The organism is Ottowia massiliensis, from assembly GCF_900240305.1.
GTDB classification, from domain to species: domain Bacteria; phylum Pseudomonadota; class Gammaproteobacteria; order Burkholderiales; family Burkholderiaceae_C; genus Ottowia; species Ottowia massiliensis.
In genome coordinates, this window is sequence record NZ_LT964854.1 from 667863 (window position 1) to 684275 (window position 16413).

Sequence of the window (16413 nt, forward strand, 5' to 3'; positions counted from 1 at the left end):
ATAAATCAGGGCATTGGCCACGAATGGTCGCGGCGCTAATCCGAGTTAGTGTGCTCGCAGCTGCCCAGGCTGGCCAGCAGCCGCTGGAGCAGAGCGATGGAATAGTCCAGGGCCGCCGAGTAATAGCGCTCCTTGCCCTGCTGTTCCACCTGCACCATGCCCGCCACCAGCATGAGCTTGAGATGGTGGGAAATGGCCGGCCGCGACAGGTGCAGGCGCTCGGTTAAACCATTGACGTTCATGGGCCCCTGGCTCTGGAGCAGCTCCAGGATTTTGTGGCGGTTCTCATCGCTGAGGATGAAAAAAGTGGGAATGCACTCCCGCATAATTTCCATGGTTTGTTGGCTCATGCTATTGTCCATAGGTTTAAGAATGTGGACGAATTCTAGCGGCTTACTAAGCTGAATTCAAGACTTACCACGGCCCGTCGGTAAATTAAGGCTAAGAACGTGTTCATTGTCTCAGCCTCTGCTGTAAACAATCGGCATGAACAGAAAAACCTACCCAAGCGATATCAGTCGCGAGCAATTTGCGCCTCTCCTTCCCCTGCTGGAAAGTGCCCGTAAACGCACAGCGCCACGCCAGGTGGACTTGTACGATGTCTCGTGCCATTTTCTATCTGCAACGCACTGGCTGCTCCTGGCGCGCTTTGCCGGGCGATTTCCCTAAATGGCGCACCGTGCATTCCTACTTCCAGAGATGGACTGAGCCACGCGAGAGTGGCATCAGCATCCTTGAGGAAGCATTAAAAAATCAGGTAGTTGCGGAGCGCCGCAAGCAGGGGCACCATGAAGCAACCATTTTCCTGATTATTGATGCGCAGAGTGTGAAGAACACGGATACCGCCATGGAAAAAGGCTGCGATGCGGGCAAAAAGGTTAGCGGTATCAAGCGGCATATAGCGGTTGACACGCAAGGTTTGCCGCATGCCCTTGCGGTAACGACGGCGGATGTTACGGATAGAAAAGGTTGCCTGCTAGCCTTGGAACGTGACAGGGATAACCTTGGCGCGGTACAAAAACTCCTTGCTGACGGTGGTTACACGGGCAAGGCATTTGCTTCGTCGGTACAAGCGTTGATTGGTGCGGAGGTAGAGATTGCCAAACGAAACGAATTGCACCGTTTTGCAGTATTGCCGAAGCGATGGGTAGTAGAGCGCAGCTTTTCCTGGTTGGAAAAGAACAGGCGGCTTTGGAAAAACTGCGAGCGTAAGTTGAGTACCAGTCTGCAAATGGTAGCTTTGGCTTTCTTGGGAGTCCTGCTACGAAGACTATGAACACGTTCTAAGGGCCTGCCGGCTTTCACGCCAGCCTGCGCCCCGCTGCGGGAGCAGGTTCAATGCGAGGCCCATACGTTTTGAAACTGCTGTTGCGCCTGGCCTGTGCACCGCTTCAGGCGTTCTCGCGTTCAATTGCTGCATGCATTTGCGGCCTGCGCCGCATGATTTTTCTGATGTTCTCTACGCGAAAGGAGATGCGAAATGAGAATGCTGAAGCTGCTTTGGGCTTTGCCTCTGGGCCTGGCGACGCTGGGCGCGGCGCATGCGCGCGGCAACGATGTGTACTGGTCAGTGGACGTTGGCTCGCCCGGCCTGTCGGTCGGCGTGGGCAATGCGCCCCGCGTGTACGCGCCGCCTGTTTACGTTGCGCCGCCGCCCGTGTATGTGCCGCCGCCACCCGTTTACGTGCCGCCGCCGCGTCCCACGGTGTACGTGCAGCCTGCGCCGCCGCCCGTCGTGGTGTATGAGCCTCCTTACGGCGGCCCGTACTACGGCCAGCCCTATGGCGGCGGGCGCTACCACTATTGGCAGCCCACGCGGGCGGAAGCCAAATCAGGCAAGTCGAACTGAAAACTCCGCCGCCTGCTCTTGGCGGGCCGCGCAAAAAGGCCGTGAAGCTGCGGGCTTCACGGCCTTTTTGTGTGTGCGCCCGGCACAATCGCGCCTTTTGCCGTTCATTTCAGGAGTCGGGCGCGCCCCTGCCGCACCCAGCTTTCATGACTGACCTTGATGCTTTGCAGCCCCTCTCGCCCCTGTGGGCGGGCCGCCTGTATTTGATGCTGGAGCTGATGGCCACGCTGGCTTTCGCCCTTTCGGGCGTGCTGGAGGCGGCGCGCAAGCGGCTGGACATGGTGGGCGTGGTGGTGGTGGCCTTCGCGGCCGCCTTTGGCGGCGGCACGCTGCGCGATCTGCTGCTGGATCACCGCCCTTTTTTCTGGGTGCAGGACACCTTTTTTCTGTGGCTGGTCATCGTGGTGTGCGCCGCCGCCATGCTGTTCATGCGCCAGCATCATTTGCAGCCGACCGAGCGCGCCATTGTCTGGCCCGATGCCATTGGCCTAGGCCTGTTCACCGTGATTGGCGAAGAGCGCGCGCTGGCGCTGGGCCAGCCCGCGCTGGTGGCGGTGATGATGGGCGTGATCACCAGCGTGTTTGGCGGCGTGCTGCGCGATGTGCTTTGCAACGAAGTGCCGCGCGCCCTGGCCGATCACCGCCCTTACGCGCTCTGGGCTTTCGCGGGCGGCTGGCTTTACTGGGCGCTGCGGCTGGCGCTGCCCGTCTGGCTGTGCATCAGCGTGGGCGTGACGGCCATCGCGGGGCTGCGCCTTCTGTCCGTCTGGCGCGACTGGCGCCTGCCCGCCTGGCGGCAGTAGCCTCACCCTCTGGTTTGCAAGCCAAATCGGCCTGAAGTCCTAGTGGAATGGGCGCAGGCAGCTATCAAAACAATAGTAAAAGGAACTCTCGCAATGGCAATGGATGCCGCCCTGCTGCTGAAGGCCGCCGTGATGGGCGTGGTGGAAGGGCTGACGGAATTTCTGCCCATCTCCTCCACGGGCCATCTCATCCTGGCGGGCAGCCTGCTGGGCTTTGATGAAGCCAAGGCCAGCGTTTTTGAAATGGCCATTCAGATCGGCGCCATCTGCGCCGTGGTGCTGGTGTACTGGCAAAAAATCCGCGCCACCTTGCTGGCGCTGCCCACGCAGCGGCAGGCGCAGCGCTTTGCGGCCCATGTGCTGATTGGTTTTGCGCCTGCCGCCCTGCTGGGCCTGCTGGCGGGCAAGGCCATCAAGGCGCACCTGTTCAATGCGCCAGTGGTGGCGCTGGCGCTGGTTGCGGGCGGCATCGTCATCTTCTGGGCCGAAGGCCGCCAGCGCCCCGCGCGCATTCAAAGCGTGGACGAGATGAGCGGCCTGGACGCGCTCAAGGTGGGCCTGGCGCAGTGCGTGGCCATGATTCCGGGCGTCAGCCGCTCTGGCGCCACCATCATCGGCGGCATGCTGCTGGGCCTGTCGCGCCCGGCGGCCACGGAGTTTTCTTTTTTTCTGGCCATTCCCACCCTGATTGGCGCGGGCGTGTATTCGCTCTGGTCTGACCGCGCCTTGCTGGCCTGGGCCGATGCGCCGCTTTTTGCCGTGGGGCTGGCGCTGTCATTTGGCAGCGCCCTGGCCTGCGTGCGCTGGCTGCTGCGCTACATCGCCAGCCACAGTTTCGTGCTTTTCGCCTGGTATCGAATCATTTTCGGCCTGCTGATTTTGCTGACCTGGCAGATGGATTGGGTTCAATGGAGCCATTGATTCAATTGCAGAAAAAAGGGGCCGCTCGGCCCCTTTTTTTCATTTTCCAACCGCATCACATTTTCTGCGACAGCGCCATATATTCCCTGATGCGGTCGCAGGAAGCCTGAAACTGCGCCTGCTCCGCTGGCGTCATGCGAAGTTCGAGAATTTCTTCCACGCCATCCTTTCCCAGCAGCGCCGGAACCGAAGCAAATACCTGCCGCTGCCCGTATTCGCCTTGCAGCAGGCATGAAACCGGCAGCGCCTTTTTTTCGTCATGGAATATGGCGCGCACAATTTCCGTCACGGCCGAGGCAATGCCGAATTCGGTGGAACCCTTGCCTTCCAGAACCAGATAGCCGCCGTGTTTCATGTCTTGCGTCACCTTTTCCCGGTCAAAAGCGGGAAAACGCTGCGGCAAATCCTTTTGCAGCTGATCCAGCGCGATGCCCTGCACCCTCACGTGCGACCACGGCACCATTGCGCTGCCGCCATGCTCGCCCAGGGCATAGCACGTCAGCGAGCGGCGGCTCACCCGGCAAAGGCCCGCCACCAGCCGCTGCAAGCGCGCCGAATCCAGCGCCGTGCCGGAAGAAATGATTTTGCGCGCCGGGTAATCCAGATACCGCTGCACATAAGCGGCCACCACGTCCGCCGGATTGGAAATGCTGATGATGAAGCCGCCAAATCCCGAGGCCTTCACGCGCGGCAGAAACTCCTTGAGCACGGCCACCGTATCGCCCAGCGTGTCCAGCCTGTCTTGATCGGGCCTGGGCAAAGGCCCGGCGGAAATCACCAGAATATCGCAGCCGCCAATATCTTCCGGCTCGCAGGCCCTGGCCGTCACTTCGTGCGGCAAATAGCTCACCGCGTCGTTCACATCCGTGGCCTGCGCAATTGCCTTTTGCTTGTCAATATCCACCATCCATAATTCATCAACCTCGCCCTGGGTTGCCAGCGAAAAAGCCACGTGCGAGCCAACGTGGCCCGTGCCAATAATCGCCACCTTGCGGAGCTTGATATTTCCCATCATTTGCCTCTTTCACGTTATTCAATTGAAATCCAATTGAAATCGCGCCAATGATAGCGCGGCCGGAAATAGCGCAGGCTGAATACGGCGCGATTATCATCAGGCCTTTTCACGCCACCCAGCGCGCGAGATGCTTGAAAACCGACTGAAAACGCCATGAGCCAAGACCCCGTTTTGCTGCTGCGCATATGCGGCAAAGGCTTTGCCAAACTCGCCGCCGGACAGATCAAGGCCAAATACCGCGAAGCCAAGCCCTATTGGCAAAAACGCCTGCTCAAGCCCGACGGGCAGCCCCGCTCTTTCAGCGCTGTCCACATCAGAAACGGCTACCGCGCCGACGCGCCCCTGGCCGTTTTCGCCTTTGGCGGCATCAGCGCGCAGCTTCAGGAGCACGAAGGCAAGCCGTGCTACCGCATCGACCTCGGCCCGCTGATCGAAATCCGCCACTACGGCGACAACAGCGAATCCAGCGGCAAACCTGGCGAAAAAGGCGCGTAGCGCAATCGGCGCTGCTTCCTGGCCGCTTCCTATCATCGCGCTTTTCTTTTCACTTCACGGAGGTTTTCAGACATGTCCAATCCCTCGAGCGGCGGCCTGGCGGCCCAGTTATTGAACCAGCTGCAAGGCCAGCCCCTGGAGCAGATGGCGCAGCAGCTTGATGTCTCCCCTGCGCAGGCGGGCAGCGCCGTCAGCGCCGCCCTGCCCATGATGCTGGGCGCCCTGGCGGGCAACGCGCAAACGGCAGGCGGCGCGCAAGCCCTTCTGGGCGCCTTGCAGCGCGACCACGCTGGCGGCGGCGCAGACCTGGGCGGCCTGCTCGGCGGCGTGCTGGGCAGCGTGCTCGGCGGCGGCCAGCCCGCCGCCAGCAAGCAGCTGGACGCCAGCGGCATCCTCGGCCACATCTTCGGCAGCCAGCAGGCGCAGGCGCAAAACCAGATCGGCCAGGCCAGCGGCCTCTCCAGCGGGCAGGCCGGGCAGCTGCTGCAAATGCTCGCCCCCATCGTCATGGGCTTTCTGGCAAAACAAGTTGGCAGCGCCAAGCTGGACGCAGGCGGCCTTGGCAACTTGCTGGGCGGCCTGCTCGGCCAGGGCGGCCAGAGCCAGCCCCAAAGCGGCGGCCTGGCAGGCGGCCTGCTGTCCAGCGCGCTGGACCAAAACGGCGACGGCAAGCTGGACGCAGGCGATCTGCTCAAGCTCGGCAGCCGCCTGCTGGGCGGCAAGAGCTGACCGCAGCACGCTGAAAGACGCCAGAAAAACAGGAGCAAATATGAGGGGCAGAAAACACCCCTCAGCGCAGATTCCACTAAGACCTCATGCTATGGATACAGGAGCGAAATAAAGCCGCGCTGCGCCCCTGACCCGCGCCCTGCCCGTTGCGGCCCGCCGCTTCCTGCGCGGCCAGGCTTTGGGCAGGCGCGCGGCCCTCTGGCCGCAGGGGGAGCGCAGGGGGAGTTTTCCTAGAATCAGCGGCCATGTCTTCCACCAAAGAAACACCTGTTCCCGGCAATTTCTTGCGCCACGTCATCGAAAACGACTTGGCGCAGGGCACATATCAAAGCCGCCACTGGGGCGGCAGCCCCGGAGATGGCGCGCACCACGCCGCCGGCGCGCCCGATCCGGCCCGCATCCGCACCCGCTTTCCGCCTGAACCCAATGGCTATTTGCACATCGGGCACGCCAAAAGCATTTGGCTCAATTTCAGCCTGGCGCGGGAATACGGCGGCGTGTGCCACCTGCGCTTTGACGACACCAACCCCGAAAAGGAAGACCAGGAATACGTGGACAGCATCCGCGAAGCCATTCGCTGGCTGGGCTACGACCATCACCTGGCCGACGACCCGGCGCGCCCCGGCATCCGCCAGCCGCACGAATACTTCGCCAGCGACTATTTCGACTTCATGCACCGCGCCGCCGTCTATCTGATCGAAGCGGGCCTGGCCTACGTGGACGAGCAAACGCCTGACGAAATGCGCATCAACCGGGGCGACTTCAACACCCCCGGCAAAAACAGCCCCTGGCGCGAGCGCAGCCCGGCGCAAAACCTGGCGCGCTTTGCCGAAATGAGGGCCGGCCAACACCCCGACGGCAGCATGGTTCTGCGCGCCAAGATCGACATGGCCTCGCCCAACATCAACATGCGCGACCCGGCCATCTACCGCATCCGCCACGCCGCGCACCACAACACGGGCGACAAATGGTGCATCTACCCCATGTACACCTTCGCGCACCCGATTGAAGACGCGCTGGAGCAAATCACCCACAGCATTTGCACGCTCGAATTTGAAGACCAGCGCCCTTTTTACGACTGGCTGCTGGCGCGCCTGACCGAAGGCGGCCTGCTGAAGGCCCCGCCGCCGCGCCAATACGAATTTGCGCGGCTGAACGTCAGCCACGTCATCACCAGCAAGCGCAAGCTGCGCCAGCTTGTGGAAGAAGGCCACGTGAGCGGCTGGGACGACCCGCGCATGCCCACCCTTGCCGGCCTGCGCCGCCGGGGCTACACGCCCGAAAGCCTCAAGCTCTTTGCCGAGCGCAGCGGCGTCACCAAATCCGGCGGCTGGACCGACTACGCCGCGCTGGACGCCGCCTTGCGCGAAACGCTCGACCCCGTCGCCCCCCGCGCGATGGCCGTGCTGGAGCCGCTGCGCCTGGTCATTGAAAACTGGGAAGAAGTCTTTGGCAGCGCCGCGCATCAGCAAGCCTGCCAGGCCCCCGTTCACCCCCATCTGCCCGCGCTGGGCCAGCGCAGCTTTACGCTGGGCAAAGAAATATGGATCGAGCGCAGCGACTTTGAGGAAACCCCGCCCAAGGGCTTTTTCCGCCTCTTTCCGGGGAACAAGGTGCGCCTGAAATACGGCTACGTCATTGAATGCACGGGCGCGGAAAAAGACGCCACGGGCCAAATCACCCGCGTGCGCGCGCGCCTGCTGCCCGGCACCCAATCCGGCACCCCCGGCGCCGACAGCGTCAAAGTCAAAGGCGTCATCACCTGGGTGAACACCGCCGACGCCCTGCCCGCCCAAGTGCGCCTGTACGACCGCCTCTTTACCGAAGATCAGCCCGACGCAGGCGGCCGCGACTTTCTGACCGCGCTCAACCCGCAAAGCCTGCGCGTTGCGCGCGCCTGGGTGGAACCCACCCTCGCCAAAGCCCAGGCCGAAGACCGCTACCAATTCGAGCGCCACGGCTTTTTCGTGGCCGACCGGCGCGAGCACACCGTCAGCGGCCGCAATCTGGTGTTCAACCGCATCACGGGCCTGCGCGACTCGTGGGGCAAGTAAGCGGCGCGCCGCGCTTTGGATGCCTGCGCACGATCTCCTGCACCGCAAAGAGCGCGTGATGAATGAGCTGCAAGCCGGCCGCCCGGCAGCCGCCCGCAGCTCTTCCAGAGCTTGAGTGTGGCGGCAACGCCTGAGCGCTTTGCTGAACCTGTTCTTGCAATCTATCCGCAGAGACGAAGCCTGGATTGGAAGATCGCAAACACGTTCCCCGTGCTTGCAGCCCGGCGAGGATTGCAGCGCCAAGGCCGCCCCAAAGCGCCCGCAGCGGGCCGTGAACGGGCGCTCAATGCCAAGGCCAGCCTTGGCCTGCTCCGCCTTCGCGGCCCGCGCTGGCAGCCGCTTCCAGCTTCCATGCGCCTTCGGCTTTTTCCGGCAGGGCCAGGGGCAGGCGCAGCAGGCGGCCCTGGCGGGAGATGAGGGCGAGCGCGCGGCGGCCGGGGCGCAGGTAGAGGGGCAAATCGTCCAGCGCGGCCAGACGCCAGCCTGCATGGGCGCTTGCGCCGGTTTCTTCATCGCCGGTTTCTTCATCGCCTGTTTCCACGCCCAGCCACTCGTCGCCGGGGGCCATGCCGGCGGCTTGCGCCGCGCCGCCATCCAGCACGTGGGTGAGGGTGATGAGGCCGTTTTTTTCGCTGGCGCGCAGGCCCAGCGTTTGTGCGGGCGTGGGCGGCTGGCGCGTGGCGGTGATGCCGTGGGCGGCCAGCAACTCGGCCACGGGCAGCTCTTGCGTGCCGTGCACCCAGGCGGCCAGTTCGGCAGCGAAGCTGCGGCCTGTCAGCTCTTGCAAGGGCACCACATCTGGGCAGATCGTGCTGCGCTCCAGTTCGGCAGCGAAGCTGCGGCCTGTCAGCTCTTGCAAGGCGGCGGCAAAGTCGCTTTCGGTCATGGGGCCGGCTTTGCAGCGCCGCCAGAGCAGGCGCATGGCGTCATCGAGCGTGGCGGGCCGTTTTTCGCGGCGCAGGCTCAGGTCAAGGCACAGGGCCACGAGCGCGCCTTTGGCGTAGTAGCTGACGGTGGCGTTGGGGGTGTGGGCTTCGGGGCGGTAGTACTTCACCCAGGCGTCAAAGCTGGCTTCGGCCACGGGCTGCACGTGGCGGCCGGGCGTTTGCCAGACCTGGTTGAGCGACTTGGCCAGCAGTTTCAGGTAGGCGGCGCGGTCAATCAGGCCCGCGCGCAGCAGCAGCAAGTCGTCGTAGTAGCTCGTGAAGCCTTCAAAGAACCACAGCAGGCGCGTGTAGTTTTCCTGCCCGTAGTCGTAGCGGGCGAATTCGGCGGGGCGCAGGCGTTTGACGTTCCAGGTGTGAAAGTATTCGTGGCTGATGAGGCCCAGCAGGGCGGTGTAGCCCTCGCTGGCGTCGCTTTGCCCCAGGCGCGGCAGGTCGCGCCGGGCGCAGATGAGCGCCGTGCAGCAGCGGTGCTCCAGCCCGCCGTAGCCGCCGGGCGTGGCGTTGAGCATGAAAAGGTAGTGCGGCTGCGGCGGCTTGCCGCGCGCGCCGTGCCACAGGCGGGCGGCGGCCTCGCAGATTTTTTGCGTGTCGCGCAGCAGGCGCTGGCCGTCAAATGACGGGGGCGCGCCAGCCACCACAAAGCGGTGCGGCACGCCGCGCACGCTGAATTCGCCCTGCCAGAACGCGCCCATTTCCACGGGGCTGTCGGCCAGTTCGTCATAGCTGGCGGCCAGGTAGCTGCCGAAGCCGTCTGCGTCCACGCTTTGCGCCGTCAGGGCCGTGGCCACGCGCCAGTGCGCGGCTGTGGGGTCTGCGGGCCGGTGCAGGGTGATGGCGTGCGGGCCATCGGCCAGCTCGGGCACGCGCAGCAGCAGCGCGGTGGCGTTGAAAAAGCCGCGCGCGGCGTCCAGCCAGGCGGCGCGCACGGAGTCATCAAAGGCATAAACCTCGTAGCGGATGACCAGCGGCTTGCCGGGCGCGGCCTGCACTTGCCAGGTGCATTTGTCCACGGCCTGCGCCGGGCAAACCGCCCTGCCCTGCCGCGCCGTCAAGCCGCTCACGTGGCGGGCGAATTCGCGCACGAGGTAGCTGCCCGGTATCCACACCGGCAGCGCCACGCGCTGGAGCGCCTGCGGGCGGGCAATGGTGAGGGTGACGGCCCAGCGGTGCGCACTCAGGCTGGCGGGGCGAATGTCGTAGTGCAGCGGATGAGGCATGAGGAACCCAAAAAGAGGAGCAAATCCAAGAGCCTGAAAACGGCTTTCGCGCCCATTCCACTAGGGCATCATGCTATGAAACAAGAAGCAAATTCAGGCCAGCCAGGCCCAGCGGAAAAAGGCGGGCGGCAGAAGCAAAAACCCCGCTCCAGGGGCGGGGGCGCGAGGCTTGCGGCTTTACTTGGCGGCGTTCAGCATCTCGTCCATGCGGCTGCCCGGAATGGCGCCCGGCACGCGCGCGCCGTTGGCAAACACGATGGTGGGCGTGCCGGTGATGCGGTTGGCCCGCGCAAATTCCAGATTGGCCGTGATGGCGGCCTGGTCGCACTCGGCGGCGGCAGGCTCCACCTGCTTTTGCATCCAGGCATGCCAGGTCTTGAGCGGATCCTTGGCGCACCAGATGTTCTTGGCTTTCTCCACCGAACCCTGGCCCAGGATGGGGATGAGGAAGGTGTAGATCGTCACGTTGTCCAGATCGGCGATCTCGTGCTCCAGCTTGTGGCAGTAGTGGCAATTCGGGTCTTCAAAAATGGCCACCTTGCGCTCGCCCTTGCCGCGCACTTGCTTGATGGCGTTTTTCAGCGGCAGGGCGTCAAACTGAATGGCCGTGAGCTTTTCAATGCGCTCTTCCGTCAGGTTCTTGCGCGCGCGCGTGTCGATGAGATTGCCCTGCAAAACGAAATCGCCCTTGGCGTCGGCGTAGAGAATGTCGTTGCCCACGCGGATTTCGTACACCCCTTGCATCGGCGTCTTGCTCACCTCGTCAATGTTGGAGAGCGAAGGCAGCCGCTGGCCCAGGGTTTTGCGCAAATCGGCCTCTTGCGCCAGGGCGGCCGTCAGCGGCAGGGCCAAGGCCAGAGCGGCCAGCAGTGAAGCGGTTTTTTTCATGAGTCGTTTCGGAAAAAAGTTGAAAAAGAGCTGAAGGCGGGCGAGCGTAGCGCAAAGCCCCTGCGTCCGCCGCCGCGCTGCCATCAGTGCACACACGGCGCGAATGGTTCCCGGCGCGGGCAACCCGTTCATCAAGACCAGGGCAAAAGCGCGCGCTTTTGGCGCCCGGAACGCCCGCAAGCCCTGAAGCAGCCCGAAGCAAGCCAGAAAGAGCGCACCAAACGGGCGGAGCTTGCAGCCGCTTTGTGTGCGCAAACAAAAACCGCAAGGCAGCCCAGCCTGGGAAGAACGGAGAAAATGAAATACCCAAACAGGCCGCCTGGAAAAGGCTGCTGACAAAACTGGCGCGTCCTGTCTGCATCAAAAGATTTTCCAACCTCGCAGGAGAAATACCATGCACCATTTCACGCTCTACACCCACCCTTATTCCCGGGGCGTCAACGTCGTCTGGATGCTGAAAGAATGCGGCGCGCAATATGATGTCAAACTGATTCCGTTTGGCGAAGCCATGAAATCCGCCGATTACCGGGCGGTCAATCCGATGGGCAAAGTTCCCGCACTCAAGGCAGACGGCGCCGTGCTGACCGAAACCGCCGCCATCATCACCTTTTTAGCCGAGCAGTTTCCCGGCAAACACCTGATTCCGGCTGCCGATTCGCTGGCGCGCGGCGAGTTCTACCGCTGGCTGTGTTTTGCCATCCACCTCGAATATGCCGGACTCGACAAAATCAACCGTGTGCCCGATACCGGCGAGCGGCGCAAAGCCATAGGCTACGGCGATTTTGATACTGCCTTTGCCACCTTGCGCGGCCATCTGGCCAAACACGACTTTATCGTCGGCAACCGATTTTCCGCGCTTGATGTGTATTACACCGGCCTGCTGAACCACTTTATCCGCGTCATGCCAAAGCGCGGCACACCTCCGGTTTTCGAAGCGGACGAACCGGTTTTCTCCGCCTATATCAACCGCCACACCGCCCGCCCCGCTTTTGCCGAAACGATGGCCTGGGTGCAACAGGCGGCGGCGGAATTGGAAAAACAGGCTTGAGGCCGCCTGAAAACGGTATCCGGCCCCAGCGGGCCGCCGCCATATTGAAAATGAAATGAACCTGGCCGCGTCAAAACTGAAACGCCCGTTTCATCCGGCCTGGAACGCGGAATGGACGCTGGGCCGGCTTTCGCAAAGCCATGACATGGATCATTTTTGAAGCCAGGCCCGCCGCGCTCATGCATGACGCAGATCAATCATGATTTCCGGCAGATATTCAAAAGAAACCGGAATCAGGCCCTGAAAATCCATAAGCAAAGCCCGCCAAGGTTGCAATTGACATTTGTCAATGCGGCGGCGCGCCGCTCCCGGCAAAGTGCGGCCCATGCTTGCCAGCCCTCCATTTGATCTGCCCGGCGAAAAACGCATTGCCGAACGCGGCACGGTGCTCATGGACAGCCATGCGGACACCACGCATGCCGTGTATGTGGAAGCGGGCCGCGTGGTGCTGGGGCGCTTGCAGCAAGGGCACATGGCGCACAACATGGGCGTGGTGGAAGGCCCGCTGTGGCTCAACGCAGGCTGCGCGGTGCTGGGCGAGCGCCCCATTGCCGATGCCGTGGCCGACACGCGCGTTCGCCTGGTGTGCGTGCCGCTGCCCGCCTTTCAGTCTTGCATGCAGACGCTGCCCAGCGCCGCGCGCGCCGTGCTGCAAGACATGGCGCGCGTGCATCGCCTGCAAATTCACATGGGCATCAGCCGCGCGGCCAAGGCCGCCGAGGCGCGCTGCGCCGAATGGCTGCTGGCCAATGCCCGGGCTGATGAAAAAACCCCCGGCGCGCTGGCCGTTCAGCTGAGCCAGCGCAAGCGCCTGATCGCCGCCCAGCTGGGCGTGACGCCCGAGACCTTCTCGCGCGTGCTGCGCCAGCTGCGCGAGCGCAATCTCGTCAGCGGCACGGGCCGCCTGCTGCGCCTGCCCGATCCGGATGGCCTGCGCAAGTGCGCCGGGGTTTGACTTTGCGCCAGGGCCGGGCAAGGCCGCAAGCGGGTTTTGCTGCATCAAAAAGAAGAGCGGATTTCATGGGGTTCAAAACGGCCTCTGCGCCCGTTTTACTAGGACCTCATGCTATGAATCGAGGAGCTGAATCAACGCTTTCCCGCCCGTCTTGCCGCCAGGCAGGGCCGAAGGCGGCGGGCGCTCACGCATTGAGCGCGGCCAGGCGCTGGGGCGTGCCCACGTCGGCCCATTCGCCCGTGTAGAGCTGGCCGCTGACCTGGCCGGCGGCGATGGCGCGGCGCAGCAGGGGCGCGAGCGGGGCGGGCTGGCCTTGCGGGTTGCCGGGCGCGATGCTGCACCAAGGCGGCTCGAAGAGGGCGCGGCGGTAGAGGGCGATGGCGCTGAAGGTGTGGCGCGCGCCTTCGGCTTGCAGCAGGCCGCCGGGGGCGAGGGCGAAGTCGCCTGCCGGGTGGTGGGGCGGGTTGGGCACGAGCCAGAGGTGAGCGAGCAGGCCGCTGGCGGCAAAGCGGGCGGCGTCTTGCGCGGCAAAGGGAAATTGCGGGGCGTGGATGTCGCCCGCCACGGCCCAGAAAACGTCTGGGCTGCTGGCGGCCAGCCTGGGCAGGGCGCGGGCGATGCCGCCAGCGGTTTCAAGGGTGTGGCCGAAGTCGCGCTCTTCTTCGGAGAGGATGAGTTCGGGCCAGGCCGGCAGGCCGGGCGGCCATTGGATGCCGCCCGCGCCGCCTGGCGCCTGCGTCCATTCCCGTGCCCATTGGCGTATCTGCCCGCCCAGCCAGCCGGTGTTGATGACGATGCGGCGCACGCCCGCAGCGGCCAGGGCGCGCGCGTGCCACTGCATGAGGGGCTGGCCGCGCACGGGCAGCAGGGGTTTGGGGCAGGCGTCGGTCAGGGGCCGCATGCGTTCGCCCCGGCCTGCCGCCAGGATGATGGCGGCGGGCGCTTGCCAAGCGGCTTCAGGCATGGCGCTGCTCAGCCGCCGATGTGCATGGCGAATTCGGCGCCGTCGTTCATGCGGCATTTGCCGCTGCCCAGGGCGCTGTCGTTCATGCGGTAGGTGCAGTTGATGTAGTTGCCGCGCTCGCCCGCGCCGTTGGCCGTGCCTTCGCGCGAGCTGGCCGACTGGCGGGTGGCGTCGCCCGTGAAGCGTTCGCCGCCGATGATGGCGCTGAAGGCGCCGTGGCCCGTGTGGTTGTGGGTGACGGTGGCCTGCACCAGGCCGTAGCGGCGGGCCGCTTCGTTTTGCGGATACAGGCGCGCGGTGAATTGCGCGGCCGGCGGCGTGGCGGGCTGCACGGCGGCGGGCTGCACGGTCACGGGTTTGCCGTCCGGCCCCATGGGCACGACGTAGCAGCCAGCCAGCAAGGCGGCGGCGGCCAGGGTGAGGGCAAGGGTTTTGGTCATGGTGTGGTCTCCACAGGGGTGAAAGAAACGGGAAATGTATTCAGAAAGAGGAGCTGATTTGGCGGGCGAAAAATGGCTCCCGCGCACGTTCTACTAAGACATCATGCTATGAATCAAGGAGCGAAATGCGGGCCTTGGCGTCAGTCAATCAGCCCCTGCACGCGCGCTTGCAGATCGCGCGGGCTGGTGGCGTCGCCCGATACGGGCGGCCCCGCGCGCAAGGCCACGCGGTTGAACACGCCGCGCCTGAAGGGGCGGGTCATGGCGCCGGCCTTTTCAATGCGGCTGAAAAACGATCCCCACAGGTTGGACAGGCCCAGCGGCGCCACGGGCACATCTGCCAGGCCCTGCTCGCGGGCGCGGGCCAGAATTTTCATGATGCCGCCCTTGAAGGGCTGCAACTGCCCGTCGCGCGTGATGCCGCCTTCGGGAAAGATGCACACCACTTCGCCCGCTTGCAGCGCGCGCACGGCCTGCTCGAAGGCGGCGTGATAGACCAGCGGCTCTTCATGGTGCGGCGCAATGGGGATGGCGCGCGCCATGCGAAAAACCAGGCCCAGGCCGGGGGCGCGGAAGATGCGGCTGTCCATGATGAAGCGCACATCGCGCGGGCAGGCGGCCATGATCAGCACGGGGTCAATGAAGCTAACGTGGTTGGCCACCAAAAGGGCCGGCCCCGTGGCGGGCACGTGCTCCATGCCCCGCACCTTGAAGCGGTAAGTCAGCCGCGCAATCAGCTTGGCCGCCAGCCGCAGCAGCAGGCCCGGGGCCGTGCGCACGGCGTAAAGGGCTGCCAGCACATTCACCAGCCCCACGGCGGCAAACAGCGCCTGCGTGGACAAGCCCGCGCGCAGCAGCAGCGCGGCCAGCACGCTGGCGGCAATCATGAACAGCGCGTTGAGGATGTTGTTGGCCGCAATCACGCGCGCGCGGCGCTCGGGCGCGGCCTGCGCCTGAATCAGCGCGTAAAGCGGCACGCTGTAGATGCCCGCGCTGAAACTGAGCAGCGCCAGATCCGCCATCACGCGCCAGTGGCCGGGGCGGGTCACGAATTCAGCCACGGAAAGCGCCGTGCCACCGGCCACGGCGGGCAGCGCCTGCACGGCGGCATACAGGTCAATGGAAAACACGCTCATGCCGATGGCCCCCAGCGGCGCCAGGCCCGGCTCCACGTGCCCTTGCGAGAGCTTTTCGCACCACAGAGAGCCTGCGCCTATGCCCACTGAAAACACCGTCAGCAAAAGCGCCGCCACCTGCTCGCTGCCATGCAGCGACTCTTTGGCGAAGGCCGGAAAGTTGGCCAGAAACACCGCGCCAAAGAACCACATCCACGAAATGCCGATGAGCGCCATGAACACCGGCCACTGCTGCCTGGCCAGCGCCAGATTGCGCCAGGTTTCGGCCACGGGGTTCCAGCAAATTCGCAACTGCGGCGCGGCCGCCGGCGTGGGCGGCACCCCGTGCGAGGCGGCCAGCCCCAGCAGCGCCAGCGCCAGGCAGGCCAGCGCGGCGTATTGCGGGCCGTGATCAGGCAGCGCCACCAGCAGGCCGCCTGCCACGCTGCCCAGCAAGATGGCCACGAAAGTGCCCATCTCCACCATGCCGTTGCCGCCCGTCAGCTCGCTCTCATGCAGATGGCAGGGCAGGTAGGCGTATTTCACGGGGCCGAACAGCGTGGAATGCACGCCCATCAGAAACACGCAGCCCAGCAGCAAGGCCGCGTCATGCCGCCAAAAGCCCACGGCGGCCAGCAGCATCACGGCCACTTCCAGCCGCTTGATCCACACGATGAGCGCGCGCTTGTTGAACTTGTCGGCCAGCTGCCCGCTGGTGGCCGACAGCAGCAGAAACGGCAGGATGAACACCGCGCCGATGACCAGCCCCGCCATGTCAGGCGGCAGCCACGCGGCGCCCAGCTGCCAGGTGGCCATCACGGTGAAAGAGAACTTGAACAGGTTGTCATTGGCCGCGCCGCAAAACTGCGTCCAGAAAAACGGGGCGAAACGGCGCTGGGCCAGAAGGCCGAACTGGCTGGAATGGCTCATTTTTTTGCAGGAAATCTGAATCGGTCGGAAGCGCTGCCGCAGG

Annotated in this window: 17 protein-coding genes; 9 read left to right on the forward strand and 8 right to left on the reverse strand. The window is 64.3% G+C overall.

Features of this window, described 5'->3' with window-relative positions; translation table 11 throughout:
• Positions 1–35 precede the first annotated feature (35 nt).
• Positions 36–350 carry an ArsR/SmtB family transcription factor gene (locus tag C1720_RS02990; RefSeq protein WP_102283184.1) on the reverse strand — a complete coding sequence of 105 codons (315 nt, stop codon included), beginning with the start codon at positions 348–350 and terminating at the stop codon, positions 36–38.
• Positions 351–486: 136 nt separating this feature from the next.
• Here C1720_RS02990 and C1720_RS02995 point away from each other — a divergent pair.
• The 4 genes from C1720_RS02995 to C1720_RS03010 all read left to right on the forward strand — a co-directional run bounded on the left by C1720_RS02995 (position 487) and on the right by C1720_RS03010 (position 3573).
• Positions 487–1276 (forward strand): IS5 family transposase gene (locus C1720_RS02995; RefSeq protein WP_102283185.1). Its coding sequence is split into 2 segments (ribosomal slippage): positions 487–611 and positions 610–1276, totalling 792 coding nucleotides; the frame shifts between segments, so codons are not numbered across the junction.
• Positions 1277–1480: 204 nt separating this feature from the next.
• On the forward strand, positions 1481–1849 hold the full coding sequence (locus tag C1720_RS03000; RefSeq protein ID WP_102283186.1) for a hypothetical protein: 369 nt from the start codon (positions 1481–1483) through the stop codon (positions 1847–1849).
• 146 nt (positions 1850–1995) lie between these two features.
• The gene (locus C1720_RS03005) at positions 1996–2652 is read left to right on the forward strand and encodes a trimeric intracellular cation channel family protein (RefSeq protein ID WP_102283187.1); all 657 of its coding nucleotides are present in this window, start codon (positions 1996–1998) and stop codon (positions 2650–2652) included.
• 99 nt (positions 2653–2751) lie between these two features.
• The gene (locus C1720_RS03010; RefSeq protein ID WP_102283188.1) at positions 2752–3573 is read left to right on the forward strand and encodes an undecaprenyl-diphosphate phosphatase; all 822 of its coding nucleotides are present in this window, start codon (positions 2752–2754) and stop codon (positions 3571–3573) included.
• A 55-nt stretch (positions 3574–3628) separates the two neighbouring features.
• Here the strand turns inward: C1720_RS03010 and C1720_RS03015 are convergent, their stop codons facing one another.
• Positions 3629–4585 carry an L-lactate dehydrogenase gene (locus tag C1720_RS03015; protein WP_199170942.1) on the reverse strand — a complete coding sequence of 319 codons (957 nt, stop codon included), beginning with the start codon at positions 4583–4585 and terminating at the stop codon, positions 3629–3631.
• 156 nt (positions 4586–4741) lie between these two features.
• On the opposite strand from C1720_RS03015, the gene C1720_RS03020 reads away from it, so the two are divergent.
• The 3 genes from C1720_RS03020 (at position 4742) to C1720_RS03030 (ending at position 7866) form a co-directional block, all read left to right on the forward strand.
• A complete protein-coding gene (locus C1720_RS03020; RefSeq protein WP_102283189.1) occupies positions 4742–5083 on the forward strand; it encodes a hypothetical protein in 342 nt (113 codons plus the stop codon).
• Positions 5084–5155: 72 nt separating this feature from the next.
• Positions 5156–5812 carry a DUF937 domain-containing protein gene (locus C1720_RS03025; protein ID WP_102283190.1) on the forward strand — a complete coding sequence of 219 codons (657 nt, stop codon included), beginning with the start codon at positions 5156–5158 and terminating at the stop codon, positions 5810–5812.
• A gap of 245 nt (positions 5813–6057) precedes the next feature.
• Positions 6058–7866: a glutamine--tRNA ligase/YqeY domain fusion protein gene (locus C1720_RS03030; protein WP_102283191.1), complete on the forward strand. Its 1809-nt coding sequence runs from the start codon at positions 6058–6060 to the stop codon at positions 7864–7866.
• A 283-nt stretch (positions 7867–8149) separates the two neighbouring features.
• On the opposite strand, the gene C1720_RS03035 is transcribed toward C1720_RS03030, so the two are convergent.
• Entirely contained in the window at positions 8150–10030 is a 1881-nt protein-coding gene (locus C1720_RS03035; protein WP_102283192.1) for a M61 family metallopeptidase, read from the reverse strand.
• Between the two features lie 177 nt (positions 10031–10207).
• On the reverse strand, positions 10208–10918 hold the full coding sequence (locus C1720_RS03040; protein ID WP_102283193.1) for a DsbC family protein: 711 nt from the start codon (positions 10916–10918) through the stop codon (positions 10208–10210).
• Positions 10919–11312: 394 nt separating this feature from the next.
• On the opposite strand from C1720_RS03040, the gene C1720_RS03045 reads away from it, so the two are divergent.
• Positions 11313–11966 carry a glutathione S-transferase family protein gene (locus tag C1720_RS03045; protein WP_102283194.1) on the forward strand — a complete coding sequence of 218 codons (654 nt, stop codon included), beginning with the start codon at positions 11313–11315 and terminating at the stop codon, positions 11964–11966.
• Positions 11967–12143: 177 nt separating this feature from the next.
• Here the strand turns inward: C1720_RS03045 and C1720_RS13595 are convergent, their stop codons facing one another.
• A complete protein-coding gene (locus C1720_RS13595) occupies positions 12144–12293 on the reverse strand; it encodes a hypothetical protein (RefSeq protein WP_158241614.1) in 150 nt (49 codons plus the stop codon).
• Here C1720_RS13595 and C1720_RS03050 point away from each other — a divergent pair.
• A complete protein-coding gene (locus C1720_RS03050) occupies positions 12292–12921 on the forward strand; it encodes a Crp/Fnr family transcriptional regulator (protein ID WP_050716529.1) in 630 nt (209 codons plus the stop codon). The two genes, C1720_RS13595 and C1720_RS03050, sit on opposite strands and share 2 nt — an antisense overlap.
• Before the next feature lie 184 nt (positions 12922–13105).
• Here the strand turns inward: C1720_RS03050 and C1720_RS03055 are convergent, their stop codons facing one another.
• From C1720_RS03055 to C1720_RS03065, 3 genes are all read right to left on the reverse strand, one after another.
• On the reverse strand, positions 13106–13885 hold the full coding sequence (locus tag C1720_RS03055) for a nucleotidyltransferase family protein (protein ID WP_102283195.1): 780 nt from the start codon (positions 13883–13885) through the stop codon (positions 13106–13108).
• Between the two features lie 8 nt (positions 13886–13893).
• Positions 13894–14325, reverse strand: coding sequence for a hypothetical protein (locus C1720_RS03060; protein ID WP_050715626.1), 432 nt, complete (start codon positions 14323–14325; stop codon positions 13894–13896).
• Positions 14326–14465: 140 nt separating this feature from the next.
• The gene (locus C1720_RS03065; protein ID WP_102283196.1) at positions 14466–16370 is read right to left on the reverse strand and encodes an MFS transporter; all 1905 of its coding nucleotides are present in this window, start codon (positions 16368–16370) and stop codon (positions 14466–14468) included.
• Between the last annotated feature and the right edge of the window lie 43 nt (positions 16371–16413).